This window comes from Brevibacterium sp. 1718 (assembly GCF_051131255.1).
Lineage (GTDB): Bacteria > Actinomycetota > Actinomycetes > Actinomycetales > Brevibacteriaceae > Brevibacterium > Brevibacterium sediminis.
The window spans coordinates 498,430-523,876 of record NZ_CP186550.1 but is presented as its reverse complement, the minus strand read 5'-3'; the positions used below and the strand labels follow the sequence as shown (position 1 = coordinate 523,876).

At 65.6% G+C, this 25,447-nt stretch carries 24 protein-coding genes; 17 read left to right on the top strand and 7 right to left on the bottom strand.

The window, feature by feature from the left end:
* Positions 1-103: 103 nt before the first annotated feature.
* Entirely contained in the window at positions 104-769 is a 666-nt protein-coding gene (locus ACOZ9V_RS02315; protein WP_181271266.1) for a TetR/AcrR family transcriptional regulator, read from the bottom strand.
* Between the two features lie 43 nt (positions 770-812).
* Between ACOZ9V_RS02315 and ACOZ9V_RS02310 the strand changes: the two genes are divergently transcribed.
* The 3 genes from ACOZ9V_RS02310 to ACOZ9V_RS02300 all read left to right on the top strand — a co-directional run bounded on the left by ACOZ9V_RS02310 (position 813) and on the right by ACOZ9V_RS02300 (position 3,048).
* Positions 813-1,775 carry an ABC transporter ATP-binding protein gene (locus ACOZ9V_RS02310; protein ID WP_181271267.1) on the top strand — a complete coding sequence of 321 codons (963 nt, stop codon included), beginning with the start codon at positions 813-815 and terminating at the stop codon, positions 1,773-1,775.
* The gene (locus ACOZ9V_RS02305) at positions 1,772-2,620 is read left to right on the top strand and encodes a hypothetical protein (protein WP_181271268.1); all 849 of its coding nucleotides are present in this window, start codon (positions 1,772-1,774) and stop codon (positions 2,618-2,620) included. Before ACOZ9V_RS02310 ends, ACOZ9V_RS02305 begins: the two co-directional genes overlap by 4 nt.
* Positions 2,621-2,751: 131 nt before the next feature.
* A complete protein-coding gene (locus ACOZ9V_RS02300; RefSeq protein ID WP_181271269.1) occupies positions 2,752-3,048 on the top strand; it encodes an antibiotic biosynthesis monooxygenase family protein in 297 nt (98 codons plus the stop codon).
* 46 nt (positions 3,049-3,094) lie between these two features.
* Here ACOZ9V_RS02300 and ACOZ9V_RS02295 read toward each other — a convergent pair whose 3' ends face one another.
* Positions 3,095-3,832, bottom strand: a complete 738-nt coding sequence (locus tag ACOZ9V_RS02295) for a potassium channel family protein (RefSeq protein WP_139469405.1) — start codon at positions 3,830-3,832, stop codon at positions 3,095-3,097.
* Between the two features lie 72 nt (positions 3,833-3,904).
* Positions 3,905-5,239: a TrkH family potassium uptake protein gene (locus ACOZ9V_RS02290; RefSeq protein ID WP_229664044.1), complete on the bottom strand. Its 1,335-nt coding sequence runs from the start codon at positions 5,237-5,239 to the stop codon at positions 3,905-3,907.
* 170 nt (positions 5,240-5,409) lie between these two features.
* On the opposite strand from ACOZ9V_RS02290, the gene ACOZ9V_RS02285 reads away from it, so the two are divergent.
* Positions 5,410-6,870, top strand: coding sequence for an APC family permease (locus ACOZ9V_RS02285; protein ID WP_181271270.1), 1,461 nt, complete (start codon positions 5,410-5,412; stop codon positions 6,868-6,870).
* A 438-nt stretch (positions 6,871-7,308) separates the two neighbouring features.
* Here ACOZ9V_RS02285 and ACOZ9V_RS02280 read toward each other — a convergent pair whose 3' ends face one another.
* A complete protein-coding gene (locus ACOZ9V_RS02280; protein ID WP_434593236.1) occupies positions 7,309-8,613 on the bottom strand; it encodes a glycine cleavage T C-terminal barrel domain-containing protein in 1,305 nt (434 codons plus the stop codon).
* Positions 8,614-8,757: 144 nt separating this feature from the next.
* Here ACOZ9V_RS02280 and ACOZ9V_RS02275 point away from each other — a divergent pair, with 144 nt between their 5' ends.
* Positions 8,758-9,618 (top strand): methylenetetrahydrofolate reductase, encoded by an 861-nt coding sequence (locus ACOZ9V_RS02275; protein WP_434593233.1) that lies wholly within the window; start codon positions 8,758-8,760, stop codon positions 9,616-9,618.
* A 114-nt stretch (positions 9,619-9,732) separates the two neighbouring features.
* Here the strand turns inward: ACOZ9V_RS02275 and ACOZ9V_RS02270 are convergent, their stop codons facing one another.
* Positions 9,733-10,482, bottom strand: coding sequence for an IclR family transcriptional regulator (locus tag ACOZ9V_RS02270; RefSeq protein WP_434593231.1), 750 nt, complete (start codon positions 10,480-10,482; stop codon positions 9,733-9,735).
* A 118-nt stretch (positions 10,483-10,600) separates the two neighbouring features.
* Here ACOZ9V_RS02270 and ACOZ9V_RS02265 point away from each other — a divergent pair, with 118 nt between their 5' ends.
* Positions 10,601-11,377: an IclR family transcriptional regulator gene (locus tag ACOZ9V_RS02265; protein WP_434593228.1), complete on the top strand. Its 777-nt coding sequence runs from the start codon at positions 10,601-10,603 to the stop codon at positions 11,375-11,377.
* Positions 11,378-11,502: 125 nt separating this feature from the next.
* Here ACOZ9V_RS02265 and ACOZ9V_RS02260 read toward each other — a convergent pair whose 3' ends face one another.
* On the bottom strand, positions 11,503-12,096 hold the full coding sequence (locus ACOZ9V_RS02260) for a short chain dehydrogenase (protein ID WP_139469412.1): 594 nt from the start codon (positions 12,094-12,096) through the stop codon (positions 11,503-11,505).
* Positions 12,097-12,315: 219 nt separating this feature from the next.
* Here ACOZ9V_RS02260 and ACOZ9V_RS02255 point away from each other — a divergent pair, with 219 nt between their 5' ends.
* The 6 genes from ACOZ9V_RS02255 to ACOZ9V_RS02230 all read left to right on the top strand — a co-directional run bounded on the left by ACOZ9V_RS02255 (position 12,316) and on the right by ACOZ9V_RS02230 (position 18,808).
* Positions 12,316-13,194: a LysR family transcriptional regulator gene (locus ACOZ9V_RS02255; RefSeq protein WP_181271276.1), complete on the top strand. Its 879-nt coding sequence runs from the start codon at positions 12,316-12,318 to the stop codon at positions 13,192-13,194.
* Positions 13,195-13,366: 172 nt separating this feature from the next.
* Positions 13,367-15,880, top strand: a complete 2,514-nt coding sequence (locus tag ACOZ9V_RS02250) for a GcvT family protein (RefSeq protein WP_181271277.1) — start codon at positions 13,367-13,369, stop codon at positions 15,878-15,880.
* 2 nt (positions 15,881-15,882) lie between these two features.
* Positions 15,883-16,686, top strand: a complete 804-nt coding sequence (locus tag ACOZ9V_RS02245; RefSeq protein WP_434593223.1) for an electron transfer flavoprotein subunit beta/FixA family protein — start codon at positions 15,883-15,885, stop codon at positions 16,684-16,686.
* Complete coding sequence (locus ACOZ9V_RS02240) at positions 16,683-17,687, top strand: electron transfer flavoprotein subunit alpha/FixB family protein (protein WP_434593220.1); 1,005 nt, start codon at positions 16,683-16,685, stop codon at positions 17,685-17,687. Before ACOZ9V_RS02245 ends, ACOZ9V_RS02240 begins: the two co-directional genes overlap by 4 nt.
* Positions 17,688-17,824: 137 nt before the next feature.
* Positions 17,825-18,220, top strand: a complete 396-nt coding sequence (locus tag ACOZ9V_RS02235) for an acyl-CoA thioesterase (RefSeq protein ID WP_062860664.1) — start codon at positions 17,825-17,827, stop codon at positions 18,218-18,220.
* Positions 18,221-18,400: 180 nt separating this feature from the next.
* On the top strand, positions 18,401-18,808 hold the full coding sequence (locus ACOZ9V_RS02230; protein WP_181271280.1) for a VOC family protein: 408 nt from the start codon (positions 18,401-18,403) through the stop codon (positions 18,806-18,808).
* 130 nt (positions 18,809-18,938) lie between these two features.
* Here ACOZ9V_RS02230 and ACOZ9V_RS02225 read toward each other — a convergent pair whose 3' ends face one another.
* Positions 18,939-19,718, bottom strand: a complete 780-nt coding sequence (locus ACOZ9V_RS02225) for a helix-turn-helix domain-containing protein (RefSeq protein WP_181271281.1) — start codon at positions 19,716-19,718, stop codon at positions 18,939-18,941.
* Between the two features lie 134 nt (positions 19,719-19,852).
* Between ACOZ9V_RS02225 and ACOZ9V_RS02220 the strand changes: the two genes are divergently transcribed.
* The 5 genes from ACOZ9V_RS02220 to ACOZ9V_RS02200 all read left to right on the top strand — a co-directional run bounded on the left by ACOZ9V_RS02220 (position 19,853) and on the right by ACOZ9V_RS02200 (position 25,004).
* Positions 19,853-20,500 carry an HAD domain-containing protein gene (locus ACOZ9V_RS02220; RefSeq protein WP_181271282.1) on the top strand — a complete coding sequence of 216 codons (648 nt, stop codon included), beginning with the start codon at positions 19,853-19,855 and terminating at the stop codon, positions 20,498-20,500.
* Positions 20,497-21,279 (top strand): glutamate racemase, encoded by a 783-nt coding sequence (locus ACOZ9V_RS02215; RefSeq protein ID WP_181271283.1) that lies wholly within the window; start codon positions 20,497-20,499, stop codon positions 21,277-21,279. The genes ACOZ9V_RS02220 and ACOZ9V_RS02215 overlap by 4 nt, the downstream gene beginning before the upstream one ends.
* 96 nt (positions 21,280-21,375) lie before the next feature.
* Positions 21,376-22,422, top strand: coding sequence for a slipin family protein (locus ACOZ9V_RS02210; protein WP_181271284.1), 1,047 nt, complete (start codon positions 21,376-21,378; stop codon positions 22,420-22,422).
* A 99-nt stretch (positions 22,423-22,521) separates the two neighbouring features.
* Entirely contained in the window at positions 22,522-23,121 is a 600-nt protein-coding gene (locus ACOZ9V_RS02205) for an HdeD family acid-resistance protein (protein ID WP_181271285.1), read from the top strand.
* A 380-nt stretch (positions 23,122-23,501) separates the two neighbouring features.
* Positions 23,502-25,004, top strand: coding sequence for an inorganic phosphate transporter (locus ACOZ9V_RS02200; protein ID WP_181271286.1), 1,503 nt, complete (start codon positions 23,502-23,504; stop codon positions 25,002-25,004).
* Positions 25,005-25,447 lie beyond the last annotated feature (443 nt).

Genomic DNA, 25,447 nt, shown 5'->3' with positions numbered 1-25,447 from the left:
ATCCACGGTGTTTTCGACCTCCAGAACACCGTGGATCGACCCAACAATCGCCTCAACAATCTCCTCCGACGGTACGGCGCCGGACCGTTCCCAGAATGTGACGTCAGTGTGCGACCAGTGGTTCCAGTTCCGCTTCGAGGATTGCCTTCGCCGAGGCGGCGCTGCGCTCATCGAGCATGACTTCCTGAGCCAGCCCCTTGCCCAAGGCGATCATCCGCATCGCCCACGCAGTCGCAACCTCGCCATCGGTGCCACCGGAGTCATCGGTGCCACCGGTGCCTCCGGTGCCATCGGCGTCGTCGGTTTCAGCGTCACCATCGCCCCCACAGACCGCCCGATAGAGGCGGATTCCGAGCTCGAGAGTCGCACGATCGCTGGCGCGGATGATGTCGGCGATCTGCTCGTCCATCACCGCCCGGGCGACGTAGGTGTACCACACGGATGCACCGATGCACATCGTCTCACCAGCGGGAATGAATGCGAAACAGAACTCACGGAGCGCACTCACCGCCTCGGCGGAACCGGGGTCGGACGACGCATCGGCACCTTCCGGACCTGCCGCCTCGGCGCTGTCGACGATCTGTCGGCACCCCTCGAGGATGAGCTCACTGCGCGAGGGGAAGTAATGCTGCACGCGACCGATGGAGATGCCTGCCGCCTCGGCGACGGAACGGAACGACACCCCGTCGATCCCTTTGAGATAGATGACCTGCCACAGGGCATGGACGATCTCGGTGCGGCGCTGGGCATGGTCGACGATCTTCGGCATCCTCCCACTTTACAATACGTTCAACTTGCATCATTATTGCAGTATGAATGTATTGCCATCGGTCGATGAAGGCATCTCGGTCCGCGGTCTGACGAAGAGCTACGGCGGACACCGCGTCGTCGACGAACTCAGCTTCGACGTCGCACCTGGCCAGGTGACGGGGTTCCTCGGCCCCAACGGCGCGGGCAAATCAACGACGCTGCAGATGATCCTCGGCCTCACCTCACCGGGCTCCGGCACCGCAGCCGTCCACGGCCGCCCCCTGCCCGAGCACGCGGAGCCCGCACGCATCGCCGGGGCATTCCTCGGCGCCGAGCACATGCTGCCGGGGCTCACCGCACGAGGACATCTCGACTGGATCGCCGCGGCAACGGGAACCGCACCCGCCCGGATCGACGAGATGCTCGACCTCGTCGACCTCACCCGCGCACGCTCCCGCCGCATCTCACAACTGTCACTGGGCATGCGTCAGCGGCTCGGCATCGCCGCCGCCCTCCTCACCGACCCCGAGGTGATCATCCTCGACGAACCGCTCAACGGGCTCGACCCCGCCGGAATCACGTGGCTGCGATCGCTCCTCACGGATTTCGCGAGCACAGGCAGAACGGTGCTGCTGTCGAGCCATCTGCTGCGGGAGATGGAGCTCATCGCCCATCACGTCATCATCATCCGCGACGGCGCCCTCATTGCAGACCGGCCCCTCGAGGAGCTGCGGCGGGAATCCTCAAGCCGGGTGCAGGTGCAGGGGACGAACCTCGCACCGCTGCTCGATCACCTGCGGGACGAGGGCATCTCGGTCGACCCCGACGGATCGGGCACTCACGCCGCGATCACCGGACTCGAGCCCGTCGAGATCTTCAGGCTCTGTGTTCGTCTCGGGGTCGAACTCACAGGGCTCGCGACCGAGGAGCGCGGCCTCGAAGACACCTTTCTCGGCCTCACGGACACCGGCGACGATCGGCACAGGCACACACTTCGACACCCGATACAGGGAGCGACGGCATGACCTCGACACCACCGACCATCCCGGTCTCTCTGCGAGTATCGGCCGCACCGATCGCCCTCCGACCCAGCTGGATACGTGCCGAATGGGTGAAGTTCCGTGACCTGCGCCGGTCGCGTCAGCTGCTCGTCGTCACGCTCATCGCGGGCGCGGTCTCGGCCGTGCTGCTCGTGCTCACCATTCCCGCCACCCGCGGTGCCCCGCTGTCGGAGACGAGCACCGAGGATGTGCTCTCGGCCAGCGTCCTCAGCGTCGATGCCGCCGCGGCTGTGCTCGTCGTCCTCGCGGCATGGTTCGCCGGGGTCGAGTTCCGCACCGGCGCGATCACCGAGGCCCTGCTGCGCGCCCGCGGGCGATCAGGCATCGTCGCGGCGAAGGCCGTCGTCATCGGCGCGGCCGCCACGGTCGCAGCCGTCGCCACGGCCGTGGCCGTGACGATCAGCGGCAGCCTCCTCGCGGCCACGCTCGCCGGGGCCGACTGGTCGGAGGTCCTTGCCGTGGCCGGCAGCTCCGGCCATCTGCGGCTGGCCTTCGGCAGCACTTTTCTGCCCGTCATCTATTCGCTTCTCGCGGTCTTCGGTGCGGTCGTCTTCCGCTCGGTCACCGGCGGAGTTCTCACCCCGTTGGCCCTGTTGGTCGGGTCTATGCTCGCCGGCTGGCTGCCGGACGCTCTCGCGTCCGTCCTCCGACCGCTCCTCCCTTTGGGCGCCGTGCACAACATCAGCGGGGTCGCCGAGGCGGGAGGGACCGAGTACATCGGTGTCCTCCCGGCCCTCCTCGTCCTCGTCGCCTGGGTGGTCGGCGGAGCAGTTCTGGCGACGTGGCGGCTGCGCAGACAGGACTTCTGAAGCAGATTCCGAGACCAGCCCTGAGATCGGATCTGAGACTCTGCGGGCGAACAATCGGACTCTTCGGACAGCGCTCGGGTCAACGACGTAGGGTCGAGGTGACTCAGCTGCCAACTCGAACAGGAGCAACCATGTCAGTCGTCGCCATCAATGCCCTCACCGTCCCCGAACCCGCTCGGGCGGAACTCGAAAAGCGGTTCGCGCAGCGCAAGCATTCTGTCGATGGGGCGCCCGGTTTCGAAGGCTTCCAGCTGCTGCGTCCGGTGGCCGGCGGGGACCAGTACTTCGTCTACACCCAGTGGGCGACGAAGGAGGACTTCGAGAACTGGAAGGCCAACCGGACGTCCTCCCACGAATCGACCGGCAAGGCTCCGGTCTCCGAGCAGGCGAACCTCCTCGAGTTCGAGGTCGTCGACCTCGGCGAGTGACGGTCGCCGGACCAACCGCGGCAACACGGCCCCCAAGGACGTCGACCTATGCGTCGGCGTCCTTGTCCAATTCACTGAACGCTTCGACCTTCTTCGGGCTGCCGGCCACGAGGATCTCGTCGTCGGCGTAGAGCGTGACGTCCCGATCGGCGATGTCCCAGTGGGTGCCGCCGCGGCGTTTGAACGCGACGATCGTGACGTCGTACCTCGTGCGCAGCCCCAGCGAGGCCAAAGGCACGTCGGTCGTGCGCACCGGCGGAGTGGTGCGCGCCAGAACGAAGTCCTCGTCGATGGGCAGGAAGTCCGAGATATGCCCCCTGATCAGGTGGGCCAGACGCCTACCCATGTCGTTCTCGGGGCTGATGACGTTGCCGATGCCCAGCTGATGGAGGATCTCGGCGTGGGTTTCGCTGATCGCCTTCGCCCAGATGTGCCGATTGCCGAGCTTGAGGATCCGCGAGGCCACGAGGATGCTCGCCTCGAGGTCGCTGCCGATGGCGATGACGACGCGGGAGACCTCGTCGATGCCGAGCTGTCGCAGCACCACCTCGTCGGTGGCGTCGGCGCGAGAGGCATGAGCGAGGACATCGGCGAACTCGGCCACGACGGACTCGTCACGGTCGACGCCGATGACCTCGACTCCATGCTCTGCGAGTTCGCGCGCCAGGGATCCGCCGAAGCGGCCGAGCCCGATCACGGCCACCGCTCCGTCCTTCGCCAGCGGCGAGGGGTCGCCGGTGAAGAACGACGCGGAGCGCGCCATCCAGTTCTTCTTCTCGTTCATGGTCTTTTCCTTTCTGGGCCGCCTCGGCAGGGGTGTCGGCAGTCGTTGATTCGGCTTTCGACGGACCTGCCATCAGCCGATCAGTGGCCGTTCCTTCGGCAGTTCGTAGCGGATGGGGCGCTCGCGCAGGGCCAGACCGGACGCCACGGTCACCGGACCCAGCCTGCCGAGCGCCATGGTGAGGATGAGGACGATCTGACTGGGCGCGGACAGATCTGCGGTGATCCCGGTCGACAGACCGACCGTGCCGAATCCGGAGATGACCTCGAAGAGGACCCGGCTGAGGCCGAATCTCGGGTCGCAGAGGAGGATGACCATCGTCGCCAGCAGCACCCAGCCGAGCGCGAGGACGATGACCGTCGTCGCCTGTCGATGCACGTCACGGGAGATGCGGCGACCGAACAGGGTCACGGATCGTCCGCCGCTGATCTCCGTCCACGTCGTCGCCGCGAGCACCGCCATCGTCGTAATCTTCACGCCGCCGGCCGTGCCGGCCGGTCCGCCGCCGATGAACATGAGGACGTCCATCCCGAACCAGGACACCGTGTGCATCTGGCTGATGTCGATCGAGTTGAACCCGGCCGTGCGCGTGATCGTCGATTGGAAGGTCGCTGCTTGGATCTTCCCCCACGCGTCGAGATGGCCCATCGTCGCCGCATTGTTCCACTCGATGACGGCAATGAAGACAGTGCCGCCGATGAGCAGAACCGGGGTGATGACGACCATGATCCGCGTGGTCAGACCCCACTTCAGCGGAGTTCGGTAGCGCCGGACGAGTTCGATGAGGACGGGATAGCCGAGCCCGCCGAGGATGACCGCCAGTCCGATCGGACCGCAGATGAAGGGATCGGCCACGTAGTCGACGAGGTTGTCCTGACGGAGCCCGAATCCGGCGTTGTTGAACGCGGAGATCGCGTGGAAGATCGCATCCCAGATCGCGGCCGTGACGGGTTCGTCGTAGTGGAGGAAGAATCGGAGGAACAGCGCCGAGGCGACCACGAGTTCCGTGCCGAAGGTCAGTGCCGTGATGCGCAGGACGAGAGGCTTGACGCCGCCGATCGCATCGCTCTTCGTCTCCGAGGCCACGGATTGGCGGAGCCGGAGACCGGCCTTTCCCGCCAGCAGCAGGGCAAGCAGTGCGGTGAGCAGGAGCACGCCGAGACCGCCGGCCTGGATGAGGCAGATGATGACGATCTGACCGAAGAGCGTGAAGTCCTGACCGGTGTCGAGGACGACGAGTCCGGTGACGCTGAGCGCCGAGGTGGCCGTGAAGAGGGCTTTGAGCAGTGAGATGCCGCCGTCGGCGACCGTGGCCGCCGGGGTCATGAGCAGAGTGGTTCCGGTGACCAACGCTGCCAGGTAGCCCGCGATGACGCGGACGATCGCTGAGCGATGTGAGCTGTGCACCAGACGAAATGTAGCACCATCGCAACGGTTCGGCGTCACCCGCAGGCAACTCACCGGTAACGGTCAGAATCCTGCTACTCTGCCTTATCGGAGTTGCCGTGATTCGGCTCATGCCCGGGGCACGGCCCAGCACCTGTTCGTCCATCCACAGAGAAGTGTCGAGGAACCTCATGAGTCAACCTGAAACCCAGACCGTCACCGGAGATCGAGGCCACGGCTTCGTCCGGGCTCTCGGCACGGTCGACGCACTCTTCATCGGATTCGGTGCCATGATCGGCTTCGGCTGGGTCGTCCTCACCGGGGAGTGGCTCAACGGTGCAGGCACGCTCGGCGCCATCATCGCCTTCGCCGTCGGCGGCATCATCATGTGCTTCGTCGGCACCGTGTACTCGGAAATGGTGGCAGCGATGCCGCATGCCGGCGGGGAGCACAACTATCTCATCCGGGCGATGGGTCCCCGCGTCTCCCTGTTCGGATCATGGGCGATCACCGGCGGCTACATCAGCGTCGTCATGTTCGAGGCGGTATCGGTGCCGAAGACCGCCGTCTACCTGTTCCCGAACCTCGAGCAGATCAAGCTCTGGAACGTCGCCGGCTTCGACGTGTACCTCACCTGGGCACTCGTCGGCACGATCACAGCCATCATCATCGCCTGGGTGAACATCCGCGGCGTCAAGCTCGCTTCGATGGTCCAGACCTTCGTCGTGTGGTTCCTCATCATCGTCGGTCTCATGCTGCTCACCGGCGGTTTCGTCGGCGGCAGCCTCGAGAACACCGAGCCGCTGTTCACCGGCGGCGGCGCCGGATTCATCGGCGTCATGGCGGTCGTGCCGTTCCTCTTCGTCGGCTTCGACGTCATCCCGCAGTCCGCCGAGGAGGTCAAGCTGCCACCGGCGAAGATCGGCAAGCTCGTCGTCCTCTCCGTCATCATGGCTATCGTCTTCTACATCATCATCATCGGCACCACCTCGATGGCGATGCCAGCCGACGAGCTGGGCACTCATGACCTCGTCACCGCAGACGCACTGTCGATCATGTTCGATTCGGACATCTGGGGCAAGATCGTCATCGCCGGTGGACTCGCGGGCATCATCACGTCGTGGAACGCCTTCCTCATGGGTTCGTCCCGTCTCATGTGGGCGATGGCCGCGGCCGGAATGATCCCGAAGTGGTTCGGCAAGCTCCACCCGAAATACCGCACTCCGTCGAATGCCATCATCTTCATCGGCATCCTCTCCGCGATCGCTCCCTTCTTCGGCACTGCAGCGCTCGGCTGGATCGTCGACGCGGGCTCGCCCGCCATCGTCATCGCCTACTTCCTCGTCAGCGTCGGCTTCCTCGTCCTGCGCAAGCGCGAACCGAACATGGAACGCCCACTGCGCATCGGCGGAGATCGCAATGGCGGAGTGGTCATCGGCGTGATCTCATCGGTGCTCACGTTCATCCTCTTCATCCTCTACATTCCGATCACCCCGGTGTCTGCGCAGCTGGCATGGCAGTCGTGGGTCGGCTTCGCGGTGTGGCTGCTCGTCGGCATCTGGTTCATGATCAAGCTGCCCACCGGCATCAAGGCCGGCCCCAATGCCGAGAACGAACTCCTCGCGAAGGTCAAGGCCCTCCGCGGAAAGTGATCGCGGGAGCCGCCGTGTGAGGTGCGGCCGGGGCGCCATTATTCGCCGAGGCGAAGCGTCCTGATCCGCTTCGCCGCGGCGCAGCACCTTCCCCCGCCCCTCACCTTGAGTCGCACCCCGCACCACTAGTGGCACACCGCACCGTGAGTCGCAATCCGCACCGGCGGTCGCATCCCTCACCTTCAGCGACCTATCGCCCCTTTGCACCGGGGTGGTTTGTCGCTGTGAGTGAGGGGTGCATTGCTACCTGCAGGAGAAGCCACTCCGGGTGAGGGAGGCCGGCAGTGCCAACGGGAGGATTCGGCACCAACGGTGCGTGATGCCGCTGCTCTGAGCCGACTGTCGCGCCCGAATATCCGAGCGCATCCGGACATGCGAACGCGGCCGCCGGCTGTGCGCAACGGCGACCGCGCTCGGTCTCGGGGAGCGGGAGTCGGCTCAGACTGCGGCGTCGAGACCGCGCATCTTCAGGCGCTCACGCTGGTTGGGGTTCACGCTCGGGCGGAACGGCATCTCGACCACCTCGGCGCGAACCGGGACTCCGGGAGTATCTGCGAACGGCTCCGGCAGATGCACCCAGTATTCGGTGCCGAGCTCGGTTGCCGACACCGGCACGTGGGCCATTGCGATATTCGCTTCGAGTTCCGGCGAATACCACGGCGACGTCACGTACCCGACCGCCTCACCGTCAGCGGCAGCGGAGACGAGCCAGAAGTCCGGCGCATAGTCCGTAATCGGTTTGCCGCCGACCAGCAGGCCCACCAGCTGCGTGCGATACGGCGGGGTACCGGCCTCGATCAGCCCGCGCACCTCCTCGAGTCTGGCCTTGCCGATATAGTCGGCCTCCTTCTTCCGTGGCACCTGGTAGGACAGGTTGACCTGGAACGGGAGCGTCTCGAAGTCCATGTCCTGCCCCCACGAGAGGATGCCCGCCGCGATCCTGCGGTGGTGGCTGGGGGCGACGACCTTGATGTTGTACGGCTCGCCGGCTTCCAGGACGGCGTTCCACATATCCTCGGCGTACTTCGTCGCATCCTTGAGATAGATCTCGTAGCCCTTCTCACCGGTGAATCCGGTCTGGGAGATGATGACGTCACGCCCGCCGACCCGGGCTTCCATGAGTCCGTAGCTCGGCAGCGTGCGTCCTTCCTCCCCGACGAGGTCGGCGATGACGTCGACGGACTTCGGGCCCTGGACCTGCACTGGTGCGACGTCGATCTCGGCGATCGTGACGTCGAACCGGCCGCCGACGTTGACTCCCTGCAACCAGAGCATGAGGTCGGTGTCGGAGAGGCTGAACCAGAATTCGTCGATGCCGACCCGCAGCAGGATCGGATCGTTGAGGATGCCGCCGGCTTCGTTGCACAGGATGACGTAGCGGGCGCGCATCACCGGGATCTTCGTCGCGTCACGGGTGATGACGAAGTTGACGAACGCCTCGGCGTCGGGACCCTTGACCTGGATCTGCCGTTCGACGGCGACGTTCCACAGGGTCACATCGTTGACGAGGGACTGGTACTCGGCCATCATCCCGCCCTCGTCGCGGGGGATGTAGCCGCGTGGGTGGTACATCCGGTTGTAGATCGACGCCCGCCAGCAGCCCTGCTGCATGGATAGCTCCCAATAGGGCGACTTACGGACGCGGGTGTCGATGAGCATTTCGACCGGGGTGGGGCCGGATTGACGAAGGTTGATCGGGACTTCTCTGTCGCTTTGGTCCACTGACGGGACATTGTTGTCCATGGTGTTCCCCCTGCTTGCACAGTTTTATATTATGGAACTTGACTCCCATATCATGGGTACAATGAGTGTAGGATCGGACACACCGGGACGCAAGGGACTCGCACATGCGAGTTTCATGAATCGACCTCCGAGAAGGAGACGAGGATGTCACAGTCAACGCTGCGCAGTCTGTTGAGCACCGCCCGCTACGAGGTTCTGCCCACGGCCGGGATCGTCGAACGCATCGAGGAGTACGTGGCACCGGGCCGCGAGATCACGGTGACCGCGTCGACGGGGCTGACCCTCGAGGCGACGCTGTCCACGGCCGAACAGCTCCAGGCCCTGGGCTTCCGCGCCGTGCCCCACCTGGCCGCACGGATGATCCACGGCAGACCCGAGCTCACGGAGATCGTCGATCGCCTCGCCGAGGCGGCTGTGGACCGGATCTTCGTCCCCGCGGGAGACGCCACTCCCCCGGCCGGCGGATACGTCGGTGCGCACGACCTCCTCGTCGATCTCTCATCCATGGCCGCACCGTTCCAGCACATCGGCGTCAGCGCCTATCCGGAATCGCATCCGATCATCCCCGACGATGTGACGATCCAGGCCATGTGGGACAAACGCGATTACGCCACTCACCTGGTGTCGAATCTGTGCTTCGATCCGGCGCTCATCGCGTCCTGGGTGCCCAGAGTTCGCGCACGGGGCGTCGAACTGCCGCTGGTCCTCGGCATCGCCGGGAAGGTGGAGCTGGCCAAACTCGCCCGAGTCGCGACGAAGATCGGGGTGGGTGAGTCCACGCGGTTCCTGCGGAAGAACACGGCGACGTTCACGCGGATGGCCAAGCCCGGCGGATACAACCCGCGGAAGTTTCTCGACAAGATCGGCCCGGTCCTCGACGACCAGGACATGGGCGTCGCCGGTCTGCACATCTATACGTTCAATCAGATCAAGGACACCGAGGTCTGGCGCCGCAGGCAGCTCGCGGCCCTCGGCGGCGCCGAAGAGGTCTCGACTGCGTGGTGAGAGGCGACAGCGCTCAAAAATAGGTCACTATCGGACACGGCCACACGAATCCAGGTCACCATCGGATACTTTCAGCGCCGAAAAGTATCCGAATACGACCTATTTTCGCTCTATCTACCGGTGGGTGACCTTGCGTCTGAGGCTGCGCGAGAGCAGCCCCGCCTCATCGACGAGCAGCGCACCGAGGCGATCGTGGTGTTCGGCGATGCGCATCGTCGGTCCGGAGATTCCCACGGCCGCGACGACGTCTCCGTCGATGCCGAACACCGGTGCGGCCAGAGCGTCGAGTCCGATCTCGAACTCTTCGTGGACGATGGCGAATCCGCGATCGCGAACCGTGTCGAGATCGTCGGTGAGCTCCTTGCGTGAGCCCAAGGTCTTCTCGGTGCGCCGCTCCAGCCTGCCGGTCGGCAGCGGGATGACGTCATAGGCGAACATGACCTTGCCCAGAGCCGAGCAGTGCGGCGGCACCTCGACGTCCGCCCAGTTCGTGGCGCCGAGGACGAACGTCGAATCGACCTGAGCAACCTGGACGACTCCTTTGGGTCCCGGCATGGCGAGGTTCACCGTCTCACCGGTCTCCTCGCTGAGGCGCTGCAGGGTCGAATCGGCCGCGGCGACGAGGTTCTCCACTCGGTCGAAGCGGGAAGCATAGGTCGCGAACAGCGATCCGCCGCGGTAGAGGCCGTCACCGTCGCGTTCGACCAGACCGTTGCGTTCGAGGGCGGAGAGCAGGCGCGAGACCGTCGACCGAGCCAATGCGGTCTCTTCGACCACCTCGGTGTAGGAGATCGGGTCGTCGGACCTCACGACCAACGACAGAATCTCTGCCGCGCGGTCGATCGACTGGGTCCCATTGCTCATCGTGCTCAGCTCCGTCGGGGAAAGGGGGTCGGCGGAATCGAGGCCCACCGACCGCACTCACCCTACCCCACGCCCTCAGACTCTGGCCGGGTTGCGCGTCGTGAGTTACAGTTTCGAAATGAGCAACAAAGATGCGGGCTCGGGCGGCGTCCAATCCGTGGATCGGGCCGTGACGATCCTCGAGATCATCGCCCGCACGGGGCTCGCCGGAATCACCGAGATCGCCGGTGAACTCGGCGTGCACAAGTCGACGGCTTCACGCATCGTCTCCACCCTCGAAGCCCGCGGACTCGTCGAGCAGGACCATCACCGAGGCAGATATCGTCTGGGCCTGTCCATCCTCCGCCTCGCCGGAGCGACGACCGCGCGTCTCGACATCGTCCAGGAAGCCCGCCCGATCACCAAGATGCTCGCCGAGGCGACCGGCGAGACGATCAACGTCGCCGTCCTCTCCGACGGTGCCGCGCTCTACCTCGATCAGGCTTCGTCGACTGCCTCGGTGCACAGCCACAACTGGGTCGGGCAGCGCATTCCGCTGCACGCGACTTCCAACGGCAAGGTCCTGCTCTCCGGCCTGAGCGAGGCCGGCATCCGTGGGACCCTGGGCGCGAAGCTGACCCGCTACACCCCGCACACCGTGACCTCGGTTGCGCAGCTGCTCACCCAGATCGCCGAGGTAGCCGCCACCGGATTCTCGCTCGTCATCGATGAGCTCGAGGTCGGGCTGACCGCAGTGTCCGCTCCCGTGCGCAATGCTCACGGGGACGTCATCGCGTCGATCTCGGCCTCGGGACCGAGCTTCCGCTTCACCGAGGACAAGGTCGCCTCGGCGAAAGACCTGCTCACTTCGGCCGCCGCCGACATCTCAGCCCGCCTCGGGTGGCGCGAACACTGAACCACGCCAAATCGGTACCCCACGAAATCGGCACCTGCGAAGCCGACACCCGCCGAAATCGGCACGGACACGCCGACGTCGGCCCCGCCTCGGCGATGGTGTGATCATCCTCGGTGGGGAGGTGGTCAGTCGAGGATGTACGTGGTGCCGCTGTCGATGCTCTCGACGGCGCGGCGGTAGAGATTGCCCACCGCCTCATCGGAGGCCGGCGGGAACCCGGGGAAGAAGTCGTGGAAATGCGTGGCCGATTCCAGAACGGTCGGGCTGGCGACGTTGATGCGGATGCCGCGCGGCATCTCACCGGCGGCGGCCATGACGAATGATTCGATGGCTCCACTGGCCATCGCGGCCGCCGATCCGGTGGGGATCGCGGCGCGGGCCGTCACCCCGGTCGTCAGGGTGATCGAACCGCCGTCCCTGACATGGGGCAGGCCGATGCGCACCAGATCCAGCTGGGCGAGCGTCTTGCCGTAGAACCCCGACTCGAAGTCCTCCCGGGTCAGTTCCGTGACGGGTTTGAACGGGACGTGTCCGGCCGTGCACACGATGGCATCGACCTCACCGACCTCGTTCAGCAGCGCCTCGATCGTCGCCGGATCGTCGAGATCGACCGCCGGATCCGTGCTCCGACCGACCTGAATGACTTCGTGCTTGCCTTCGAGCGCTCGGACGGCCGCGGTTCCGACGTGTCCCTTGGCTCCGATGATGAGTACCTTCATGGTGTCTCCCTCGTCTCGCTGGTGTGGTGGTCTGCAGCGAGCCTAAGCACGTTCGGAGGCGAAGAGAAATACTTCTGTGCGGATATTCATGTCTGAGACGCATGAAAAGGCTGTCGCTCCGCCAGAACGGCTGGTCCCCCTGGGTGCCTCGGTCTTCCCAAGGACTCCGCCTCTCCGCGCGGCCTGGAGAATCCAGATCGGTCGCTATACGCTGAGCGCATGAGTGTTGAGCTGCGTCATCTCCGCGCCCTGGTCGCCATCGACCAGACCGCGTCGTTCACGGTCGCCGCCGCGCTGCTCGGCACGACTCAGCCGACTCTGTCGCGGACGATTTCGCAGCTGGAGGAGCTTGTGGGGACGACGCTGGTCGAGCGGACCACCCGCAGCGTCGTGCTCACCGAGCGGGGAATGGAGTTCGCTGTCGAGGCCGCGTCCCTCGTCGGCCGGCTCGACCGGCTGCTGGAGCGCTTCGGCGACGATCGCGAACCCCTCCGGCTCGGATGGGCATGGGCGGGACTGGGCAAGCACACGCACGGGCTCATCAGGGAATGGCAGGCCACCTCGCAGACACCGATCGATGCGAGTCGGCCCGACGATCTGGACGCTGCTCTGGCCACGGCCGATATCGACATCGCCATCGTGAAACGAGCCGTCGGTGAACCGCAGGCGCCCGAGGGACGGGAGTGCCGGCCGCTGTTCCGCGAGTCCCTCGTCGCCGCCGTCTCCGTGTCCAACCCGCTCGCGGCCACTCCTCAGCTGAGCCTCGAACAGATCGCCCACAGCACGGTGGCTCTGTGCTCCGTCTCGCCGACGGCGAGTCTGCGACTCTGGGACGACCGCCCTGTCGCGCCTCGTCCGCTGATGGCGGGCAATACAGACGAATGGCTGGTCAACGTCGTCCTCGACAAGGCTGTCGGAGTCACCTCGGCGGCGACCTCATTCACCCACTCCCACCCCGAGGTGGTCTATCGCGAGATCGTCGATTCGCCCGAGGTCGACGTCACGATCGAGTGGAACACCCGCGGCGCCCACTCGGCCTGTCCCCGATTCGCCGAGTTCGCTCAGCGGTATTTCCGAGAGCTTACCGCTCAGCCCTGACGCTGTCGTTCGACGCGATCTTCCGACCGCGCAATGACCGCGCAAGCGACCTCTTGACACTCCCGCCTCGGCGGAGGACGATCATCGTACGCAGTTCCACATAGCGCGCATCGTTGCATAATTCGCAACGATGCTGGTGAAGGCGAAGATGCCTTCAGAGAGGAGCCTGCTCATGGCTTCCGTCCCCGCCCAGGCCAGCGTCGTCGTTGTCGGCGCCGGCATCGTCGGCAACAGCCTCGTCCACCATCTCGCCGAGCTCGGCTGGACCGATATCGTCCAGATCGACAAGGGCCCGCTGCCGAATCCGGGCGGCTCGACCGGGCACGCCTCGAACTTCATCTTCCCCGTCGACCACTCGCGTGAGATCACCGACCTCACCCTCGACAGCATGCGCCAGTACAAGGAACTCGGGGTCTTCACCGAGTCCGGCGGCTTCGAGGTCGCCCGTACCGAAGAGCGCATGGAGGAGCTGCGGCGGCGCATGGCCTCGGCACGCGCATGGGGCATCGAATCCTCCCTCGTCACCCCCGCCGAGGTCGCCGAGAAGGTGCCGTTCGTCGATCCCGAGGCCATCCTCGGTGCCTTCTGGACCCCGACGGTCGGAGTCGTCGATTCGGTCCGTGCGGGCACGATGATGCGCGAATCCGCGGAAGCGAAAGGGGCGCTTACGGTCTCGCCCAACACCGAAGTGACCGGCATCGATGTCAGGGACGGGCAGATCGCAGCCGTGTACACGACGAAGGGCGAGGTCGCGACGAACCGCATCCTCATCGCCTGCGGTGTCTGGTCCCCGCGGATCGCCGCCATGGCCGGTGCGGCCATCCCACTGACTCCGGCGGTCCACCAGATGATCAGCGTCGGGCCCGTCCCGCAGCTGGCCGAACGTCCCGGCGAGATCTCGTTTCCGATCGTGCGGGACATGGACACCTTCTGCTACGAACGTCAGCACGGCTCCGACATGGAGATCGGCTCCTACGCCCACCGGCCGATCCTCCACGACCCCGATGAGATCCCCTCGATCGAGGCGGCGAAGCTCTCCCCGACGGAGATGCCGTTCACCGAGGATGACTTCGACCCGCAGCTCGAACAGGCCGTCGAACTCATGCCCGAGGTGCTGTCGAATCCGGACGTCGAGATCCGCTATGCCATCAACGGACTGCTCTCCCTGACTCCGGACGGGGCGCCCATCCTCGGCGAATCACCCCAGGTGAAGGGCTTGTGGTCGGCGGCGGCCGTGTGGGTGAAGGAAGGTCCTGGCGTCGGGCGGGCGGTGGCCGAGTGGATGACGCACGGACTGCCGGAGATCGACGTGCAGGGTGCCGACATCGCTCGATTCCACTCCCATCAGCGCACCCGCGAACACGTGCGCGCCCGCACCTCGGAGGCATTCAACAAGACCTATGGCATCGTCCACCCCGGCGAGCAGTGGGCCAGCGACCGTGACGTCCGCCGATCCCCGATGTGGCATCGCGAGGCCGATCTCGGGGCCGTGTTCTTCGAAGCCGGCGGGTGGGAGCGGCCGCAGTGGTATCAGTCGAATGCCGGTCTGCTCGAGGAGTTCGGTGACGCGGTCATGGACCGCAGCGCCGAATGGGATTCCCGCTGGTGGTCACCGATCATCAACGCCGAACACCTCGCCATGAGGCAGCGTGCCGGGCTCGTCGACCTCTCGAGCTTCGTCATCTTCGACATCTTCGGTCCGGCTGCTCTCGACGCCGTCCAGCACATTGCCCTGGCTCAGATGGATGTCGCCATTGGCCGGGTCGTCTACACCCCGATCCTCGATGAGAACGGCGGGTTCCGTTCCGACCTGACGATCATGCGACTGGCGCACGACCGGTTCCGCGTCGTCACGGGCGCCGCCCACGGAATGGTCGATCTGAAATGGTTCGCCGACCGACTGCCGGATACGGGGGCGCAGATCGCCGATCTCACGAGTTCGTGGACGACGATCGGCTTGTGGGGACCGCGAGCCCGCGACATCCTCGGCGGTCTCACCAGCTCCGATGTCTCCCATGAGGCGTTCAAGTTCGGCACCGCCCGGACGATTGAGATCGGTTCGCTCGAGGTGCTCGCCTCCCGCATCTCCTATGTCGGTGACCTCGGTTGGGAGCTCTATGTACCGATGGAATCGGGGCTGAAGCTCTGGGATGCGCTCATGGACACAGGCCACGCGCACGGACTGCTCCCCGTCGGACTCGGCGTCTACGGCACCACGGGCCGGATCGAGAAGGGCTACCGCGCATTCGGGACTGAGCTCGATTCCGAACGCAGCGTCGTCGAGGTCGGGATGAGCCGACCGAAGGTGAAGTCCCAGGACTTCGTCGGCAGGGCCGCGCATCTGCGCCACCGCGAGGAGGACCCGAAGACGGTGCTGTGCTCGCTCACCGTCGACGATCACACGAGTGCCGGCGGGGAGAAGCGGTACATGCTCGGCGGGGAACCCATCGTCTCCGCGGACGGCGATCCGCTGATCGACGGGCACGGTCGCCACTCTTATGTCACCTCGGCGGGATCGGCTCCCAGCCTGGGCAAACACGTGCTCATGGCGTTCCTCCCACCCGCCGAGGCGGTGCTGGGCAACCGTCTGCAGGTCGTGTACATGGAGGAGTTCTATCCGGTGACGGTGGCATCGGTCGATTCGACGCCGCTGTTCGACCCTGACAACGAGTGCATCCGGAGGTAGCCGTGAACATCCTCGTCTGCATCAAACGTGTCCCCGATATCGCCGGTTCCGTCACTCTCGACAACGCGGGCACCGGGATCGACGAATCCGGGCTCGGCCACACCATGTCCTCACACGAGGAGTGCGCTGTCGAGCTCGCGATCCAGACCGCGGCCCAGGCCGGTGGGACCGTCACCGTGCTCACTCTCGGTCCCGCCGAGGCGGTCGAGCAGCTGCGTGCGGCCGTGGCGGTGGGAGCGAACGACGGCATCCTCGTCGAGGCGGCCGACCCGTCCGTGTTCGCCCCCGAGGATATTGCGCAGGTCATCGGTGATGTCATCCGTGATCGCGCCGAGGCGGGGCAGACCTTCGATCTCGTCCTCACCGGTGACGATGCCGCCGACACCGGCGATTTCCAGGTCGGGATCCGCCTGGCTTACGACCTCGGGTACCCGGTGCTCACGAATATCCAGACGATCAGTGTCGGCGGGGCGGCTGGAGGCGGCGGCGAGCGCGGCTCCGGGCGCATCGAGGCGCGCGGGATCGGACCGGTGGGAACGGAGATCTTCTCCCTCGATCTGCCCGCGGTCGTGGCCGTCCATGAGGGCGGGGTCGATCCGCGCTATCCCTCGATCACCGGGCGGATGAAGGCGAAGAAGGCCCAGGTCGTCGAATACGACGCGCCCGTTCCGGGGATGGGCAGCCCCCGGCTCCGGCTCGAACTGCCTGAGGTGAAGGCGAGTTCGGTGACCATCCTCGGCGAGGGCCCCGAAGCGGCTCCCGCCCTGGTCGATGTGCTCGAGGAGATCGGAGTGATCCGACCATGACTATGGTTTTCGTCGAAACGGACCCGGCAGGCGAGGTGACACTCACCTCCGCCGAAGCCATCACCTTCGCCCGCAAAAACCCCCAATTACTACCTGACGGGGGCGCAGCAACCTCGCGCGAGGTATCTGGGCCGCCGTCAGGTAGCACGGAGGGGGTGGTGATCGGCCCGCTCAGTGATGCTGCGGTTGAGTCGCTGGGGCGGCTCGGGGTCGGTGTCATCCATCATCTCGACCATCCGGATCTCGCGGAGTATTCTGCGGCGGCCTGGGCGCAGGCGATCGTCGACGTCGCTCCGGAGTCCGGCACACTGTTGGCCTCGGGCACCCCGCGCGGTATGGAGCTCATGGCCCACGCCGCGGTCCGCACCGGCGCCCGCATGGCTGCCAATGTCATCGCCGCCGACGCAGAGGGCCTGCTCCGTCAGGTCCACGGCGGCACCGCCTTCGAACGCCTCCGCCTCGACGGGGATCTGCAGGTGCTCACGATCGCCGGCCACGCCTGCACTCCCGAAGAGACGACCCCAATCACCCCGGAGGTCTACGCCTATGACCTCACCGTCGCCGAGGCGGACCTGACCACCCGTGTCCAGCGCACCGAGGTCGAGGCCGCCGATGATGCGTCCGGACTGACCTCGGCCAGGGCCGTGGTCGGGGCCGGTCGCGGAGTCGGTTCGGAGAACGGATTCGCCGAAGTCCTCGAACTCGTCGACCACCTCGGCGGTGCCCTGGGCGTCTCCCGTGTGGTCACGGGCCTCGGCTGGCGCCCACACGCCGAACAGGTCGGCCAGACCGGCAGCCGCATCTCCCCCGACGTCTACATCGCCTGCGGGATCTCGGGAGCAATCCAGCACATGGCCGGAATCGAGGGGGCGAAGACGCTCGTGGCCATCAACACCGATGAAGAATCGACGATGGTCCAGCGGGCGGACTATGCGATCATCGGCGACCTCCACGAGGTGGTCGGAGCCGTCAACGAGGAGATCGTCCGCCGTCGCGGCTGAGCGCAGTTCGGCCCGGGCTCCGCCAAGGCCGCTCCGGACAGTACCAATGCACTGAGAATTTCCGTTGGCGCTGGGCACCTGATTAACTATGGAACGATCGTTCAGACCTCGTTCCCAATCAGCTCCTGGAGGCAGTCATGGCCACTTTCGAACTCTCACCCGAAGTGCGCTGGTCGGATCAGGACCTGCTCGGCCACGTCAACAACGCACGGATGATCACCCTCATCGAGGAATGCCGCGTGCGCTGGATGCACGAGATCCGGGCCGGACACATCACCGGCGGCGGACTGCTCGTCGCCCGCCAGACCATCGACTACCTCGTGCCCGTCATGTACGGCCCCGAACTGAAGATGACGGTGACGGTGAAGAAGCTCGGCAACTCCTCGTTCACCGTCAACACCCGCGGTGACCAGGACGGACGTCAGGTCTTCGACCACGACTGTGTGCTCGTCCACATCGATCGGGACTCGCAGAAGCCCACTCCGCTGACGCCCGAACTGCGCGCAGTCTTCGAACCCTACCTGCAGGACTGAGGCCCGACGATTGGCGTAGGTGGGAGAAACAGTCACGCGAATCCGCTCCGGGCGTGACCATTCAGCCCACCCAGTATGAGCCTATCGCTCGCCCGACAGCAGCGAGCACCTCCCGGGGGACGCGCGATTATGGCCGATTCGTTCAAGCCGGCACCGCACCCGTCCGCATAGTCTGAAGTCATGAAACTCGACGCGATCTCGATCATCACCGCAGACATGCCCGCCGCCATCACCTTCTACTCCGCTCTCGGTCTCGAACTCGCCGACGGCGGCCCGGACGCCCCACACACCGAGTTCTCCTCCGGATCCCTGCGGATCCTCCTCGACACCGAGGCGGTCGTCCTCGGCATCGATCCCGAATGGACCCGCCCGACCGGCGGAAACAAGATGTCCTTAGCTTTCGACTGCTCCACCGCCGAGGCGGTCGATGCGACATTCGCCAAGCTCACCGGGCGCGGCGACGGGGGAAGCGATCCCGTGGCAGAAATCGTCCACGAACCCTGGGACGCGTTCTGGGGACAGCGCTACGCTGTGGTCTCCGACCCCGACGGCAACACGGTCGACCTCTTCGCCGCCCTCAACTCCTAATTGCTACCCGACGGCGGCTCAGCAACCTGGCGCCAGGTTGCTGGGCCGCCGTCGGGTAGTTCTGGGCGGGGACGAACCTACGGAACGAGCGCCACGAGCGCCCTCACCCGATGAGCACTCGCTCATCCCGCTACCCGATGAGCGAGCGCTCGTCCCGCCGCAGGTGAGCGGCATCGGCATACCCGACCTCGGCCGCTGCCGCTGTCCGCGACCACCCCGCATCGATGAGGTCTCGCGCGGCCTGCCAGCGCAGGATCTTCGCCAGGTGCTTGGGCCCGTAGCCGAACCATTCCGCGCTCAGCCGGCGCAGCTGCCGCGGTGAATACGCGAACTCCGCGGCCGCCTCGGTGACGGTCTGGGCCGGCGAATTCGAGCGCACATCCAAGGCCCGAGCCAAGGCCATCGGACGCGGATCCAGCATGGCTCGGTCCGTCAGACCGCCGGCCGTGTCGAGCAGCACCCGGGCAGCTCCCGTCACCGCGGCGGCCCCGCCCTCTCCTACAGCGCGAACCTCTGTATGCCGGCCGCCGATGACAGCGTCGAGGGGCGTCACCCGATCGGCCAGCTCCCCCGCCGAGGTGGTCAACAGCTGCGCAAGCACGCCGGAGTCGAATCGCAGGCCCACCGTCGGTGCAGCCGAACCGTGGAACATCCGTGCCGTGGAATCGGCGCCGGCGATGAGTATCTGCGAATCGATGACGATGAGATCCATGCACCCGTCGGGAACGATGAGCGATGGAGCCGCGGCAGCTGCGACAGTCGGCCCGGAAGCCAGACCGGCGGCAGTGTTCCCACGATCAGGGTCTGCCGCCTCGACGGAGGAAGCCGCCTCGGCGAGGGAATCGGCCTTGTCGGGAACGGAGACCCACAGGCTCGCCCGCAGGCGCGGAATCCGGGTTTCGCGATACACGGACTCGGCCTCCTGACGCTCTCGGCGGTAAACTCGTCTGTGTTCATCTGGTGCGGGCGGCGCGATCTGCCCCCAGAATAGCGCGCGAATCGCCCCAACAGAGGGCCGCACGACTGAGCTCACGGGAAGGAATGATGGCTGCAGCATCCTCGGCGCCGGTATCGGCGCGCAGGCAGGCTCGCCATGTCACTGTATTCCTCGATGTCGATGGCGTCCTCAACTCCTACCCGGTACCCAAGCTGCGCGGCATGGCCGAGGGGCGAAAGAAGCTGCACGCGTGGCACTACGAACTCCACTACCGGCCGTCCGTCGTCGAATTCTTCGACCGCATCGTCGAGACCCATGAGGTCGACGTCGTCTGGCTGTCGACCTGGTCGCAGCGATGCAAGTCCGAGCTCGAACCGAAATTCGGTCTGCGCAACTCCTTCGACGTCATCGAAATGCCCGATGAGACGCACAACCGCTTCGCCCACGATCCGCAGCAGTGGTGGAAGGCCCGCGCCATGGAGGACTGGCTGGCCACCCACGAACATGGGCGTGCGATCTGGATCGACGACGATCTGGCGTGGCCGGCCACCCGCGAATACTTCCTCAAGCACTACTCGCCCAACCGCCTCAAACTCATCGCCCCGGACTTCGCCCACGGCCTGACGAAAGCCCATCTAAAGGAGATCCGGGAGTTCGCCTACCCCAAGACCGACGATCCGAAGACCGACGAAGCCAAGCCCGGCGGCCCAAAGACCAAGGCATCGACGACATCCGACCTGAAGGGAACTTCATGACGCGCATCGGCCTGCTCGATTCCGGGCTCGGACTCCTCGGCACCGCCGACGCGCTGTTCAACCTCGCCCCCGACGCTGACCTCGTCCTCGCCATGGACCCGGACTTCACCCCGTACGGCAGCCTGAGCACCGAGACCCTCGAACAGCGGGCCCTGCATTCGGCCGGAGTGCTCGCCGAATGGGAACCCGACGCCATCGTCATCGCCTGCAACACCGCCTCGGTGCAGGCCCTCGAAGCCGTTCGCGCCCGCTACGAACCGGCTGTCCCCGTCATCGGCACCGTGCCCGCCGTGAAGATGGCCGCCGGCACCGGGCAGGATTTCGCGATCTGGGCGACACCGGCGACCACGGGCAGTGAGTATCAGCAGAATCTCATCGACTCCTTCGCCGCGGACCTGCACGTGGCCAAGATCGCCTGCCCCGGACTGGCCGAGGCCATCAACGCCGCCGATCTCAACAAGATCGACACCGCCATCGAGGATGCCTTCACCCGGATGGGACCGGGAATGGAGACCGTGGTGCTCGGCTGCACCCACTACGGACTCGTCGCCGACCGCATCATGGCAGCCCGAGCCGGAGCCCTCACCGTCTTCGACTCCCCCATGCCGGTGGCCAAACAGACGCTGCGCCGCATCGGCCTCGAACCCGCCGGAGTCGGCGAGGATCAGCCCGGCACCGGACGCGTGCTCGCAACCTTCGCGTCCGGCCGACGCGTCAGCCTCCCCCAGGCCTTGGATGCCTACCCGGCCGGCAAACGACTGCTCGCCCGAGAGGCCTGAGCACCTCCCCTCCGCGTTCCCTCCGAGCCGGGTCTTTCCGCGCCATACCGGCGTAGAATGGGACGGACAGTCAATCGTCAAAGGAGGCGATTCGACATGTTGGCGCTCAGTATCCTCGCCGCACTTGTCGCACTCGGAGCAATCACGCTGGGAAACAGCCTGAAGATCGTCAAGCAGTATGAGCGCGGGGTGGTCTACCGCCTCGGCAGAGTCAATGCCGAGCCCCGCCCACCCGGAATGACCGCGGTCGTCCCCTTCGTCGACAAACTCGAGAAGGTCAACCTCCAGATTGTGACCATGCCGATCCCCGCGCAGGAGGGCATCACCCGCGACAATGTCACCGTCCGCGTCGACGCCGTCATCTATTTCAAGGTCGTCGACCCGCGCAAGGCCGTCGTCGACGTCGAGGACTACCAGCTCGCCGTCGGTCAGGTCGCGCAGACCTCGCTGCGTTCGATTATCGGCCAGAGCGAACTCGACGACCTGCTCACCAACCGCGAACGCCTCAACCAGGGCCTGGCGATCATGATCGACAGCCCCGCCGTCGACTGGGGCGTCCACATCGATCGCGTCGAGATCAAGGACGTTGCCCTGCCGGAGACGATGAAACGATCCATGTCGCGCCAGGCCGAAGCCGAACGCGAACGCCGATCCCGCGTCATCATCGCCGACGGTGAGCTGCAGGCCTCGAACAAGCTCGCCAAGGCCTCCGAGGCCATGGCCCACACCCCGTCCGCCCTGCAGCTGCGCCTGCTCCAGACCATCGTCGAGGTGGCCGCTGAACGGAATTCGACCTTGGTCCTGCCCTTCCCCGTCGAGCTCCTGCGCTTCCTCGAGAACAACACCCCTGCTGCTCCTCCCACCACCGAGGCGGGCGCGAAGTCGACTACGGAAGCAGGAGTCACACCCACCACGGACACCCCCGCCGAGGCGGCCGACCGATCCGGATCGGACACGACGTCGAGTACCCCGGCTGACCTCGACGCCATCGTTCAAGCCATGTCCGAATCGCTTAAGCTCACCGGGCTGATGCCCGAGCAGGAGCGTGTCACCTCGGACATGCCGGAGCAGGAGCGGATCACCTCGGATTCGGCCGCACGGTCCGACTCCGCCGATCAGGAGGAGCACCTCGGGCACGCCTGAACCGTCGCACCCCGGCCGGCGACCGCCCTGGATCCGCCCACCGACCGCCCCCGGCGCCGTCTTCAGCGTCTGTCCAAACCGGAGGACTAGGCTGTGGGCATGGACCTCAAGCGCACTGGAAGAACAGTCATCGTCAACGGCGTCATCGCCCTCGTGATGGGTGCGCTGATGATGGTCTGGCCAGGCACCTCCGCCGAGGTGGTCGTGCGGATCTTCGCCTGCTGGCTCGCCGTCATCGCCATCTCCTCCCTCGTCTTCGCAGCGCAGGGAGGCCGCACCGGCAGCATGATCACACGCGCGGTCCTGCTCATCCTCCTCGGTGCGCTCATCTTCTTCACCCCGATGCTGTTCGCGTCCATGGTCACCGTGCTGACCGGATTCGCCATCATCTTCTTCAGCTTCCTCGCTCTCACCATGTCCTTCTTCATCCGCCGGATGGGAGTCAGGACCTGGTGGGCACTCACCGTCATCGGCGTCCTCGGCATCATCCTCGGCGGCTTCTTCCTCTTCGCCCCGGGCGCCGGGGTGACCGCGCTGATCTTCACCCTCGCCGGGTTCATCATCCTCGTCGGCATCGCCCTCATCGCTCTGGGCCGTCGACTGCGCAAGGTCGACAGGCAGATGAAGTCCGATCCGCATCGCAATCGTCCTGACGGCGACGGTGGCGGCGATGTCATCCGCGGGGAGATCATCGACTGATTCCGGCCGCCTCGGCGAGCTTTTCCCCTTTCGGCAGAGCCCGGATCCGCACATCTGCGGGTCCGGGTTCTTTCACGTACCCGCTGTTCACCGATTCACGTACCAATGTCGGCCCGAAGTGGTCATTGTCACAACATGACTTTCCGTCTCCGCCACACCCGAGCGCCCGCCTCCCGCAACGACCCGCACATATAGCATCTGACCTGGAACATTGCGTGAACGGAAGGCGAAAAGTACCGAGTGTGCATGAGCATTTCGCACCGCTCGGAATCGGAGTTAACCGTGCATTCATCTTCTCCGTAACCTGGCGGTCATCCGCCCTGCGAATCATGGAGGCAGACAGACACTGCCACATCGACTGAAATTCGCGAGGAGAACGAATGACCCAGGTTCTGGCACCGGAGCGCCACACTCCGCCACCTGTCGTCGGCCGCAGCAACGACCGCCTCTGGCATCTGGCCTTCGGCGGCCTGATGGCGATCACCCTCATCGCCTTCACCCTGTGGTCGCTCGACTTCGTGGGCCGGGACGCACCCCGCATGGTGCTCATCACCACGGTCATCTTCGGCGCCTTCATGGCTTTTAACATCGGCGGCAACGATGTCGCCAACGCCTTCGGCACCTCCGTCGGCGCCGGCACCCTGACGATGAAGCAGGCACTGCTCATCGCCGCGGTCTTCGAGGTCAGCGGCGCGCTTCTGGCCGGCGGTGACGTCACCGATACGATCAAGAGCGGAATCGTCGACCTCAGCGGGGTGGCGATCGACCCGATGGACTTCGCGTTCATCATGATGGCGGCCCTCCTCGGCGCCGCAGTGTGGCTGCTCCTGGCGACGCGGATGGGCTGGCCGGTGTCGACGACGCACGCCATCATCGGCGGCATCATCGGTGCATCATTGACGATCGGATTCGTCACCGGCACCGGCGGATTCGCCATGGTGCAGTGGTCCGAGGTCGGTCAGATCGCGATCTCCTGGGTGCTGTCGCCCGCCCTCGGCGGACTCGCCGCGTTCGTCATCTACGGGCTGATCAAGAAATACGTGCTCGGCAAGTCGCTGTCGCACACGCTGAAGCCGCATATGCTCGCCCCGGTCTCCGCAGCCGAGGGATCCGTCGACGCGCAGATCGACGCCGCCGCCGAGGATGCCCCCGCCGAGGGAGGATCGATCGGCACGCACTCGGCCCTGCAGCGGTGGGTTCCCCTCATCGCCGCCGTCGGCGCCGTCATCATCACCGCAATGCTGCTGTTCAAGGGACTGAAGAACCTCGACATGAGCGTGACCACGGTCGGCGGTCTGCTCATCATGACGATGATCGGCGCGGCCGTGTGGCTGGCAGTGTTCGTCTTCGCCAAGACGCTGCGCAAGCAGACGGTTCCTCGTGCGACCTACATCCTGTTCTCCTGGATGCAGGTGTTCACCGCCTCCGCATTCGCCTTCAGCCACGGCTCGAACGACATCGCCAACGCCGTCGGCCCCTTCGCCGCCGTCCTCGATGTGCTCCGCACCAACAGCATCAGCGGCGAGGCGACCGTGCCGTTCGCAGCCATGCTCACCTGCGGCATCGCCCTCATCGTCGGTCTCTGGTTCATCGGCCGCAAGGTCATCGCAACGGTCGGCACGAACCTCACCGAGATCCACCCGGCCTCCGGATTCGCCGCCGAACTCGCTGCCGCGGGAATCGTCATGGCCGCCTCGGTGAGCGGTCTGCCGGTGTCGTCGACGCACATCCTCATCGGTGCGATCATCGGCGTCGGCCTGGTCAACCGTTCGGCAAACTGGAAGCTCATGAAGCCAATCGCATTGGCCTGGATCATCACCCTTCCGGCCGCCGCAGTCATCGGCTCGGTCGGCGTCATCGCCCTGCGCACCATGATGGGCTGACCCACTGACACGAACGCTCACAGGCGTTCGCCGGACTCCGTTCGACACATCGCTTCGAACGCATCCGCACCTCCGCCCTGCCGACTTCCACACGAGGTCGGCAGGGCGATTTTCGTCCGGACCCTAGTCTCGGCAAAGCTCCCTGTGCTATCTTGTTCCGCATGGGAACATTGAACAGCAGCGCAATGACTGCGCCTTGCTTCTACATTCGTCACCGCAGCGCCTGACAGCGCGCCTGACGAATTCTTCTGCGATCGGCTGACCGACGACAGTCACCCTGATCTGCTCTGCAAGCGCGTTGTCCTCCCGGAGAGCCATCGGCATCCGGGCGATGCGACAATCGGCTGATCCCTTTCCGATTCACTGACCACTTCGATCATCATGATCGACCGGGTCTATACGAATCGATCAGACTCACCATCATTGCGCTGCCTCGGGTGCCT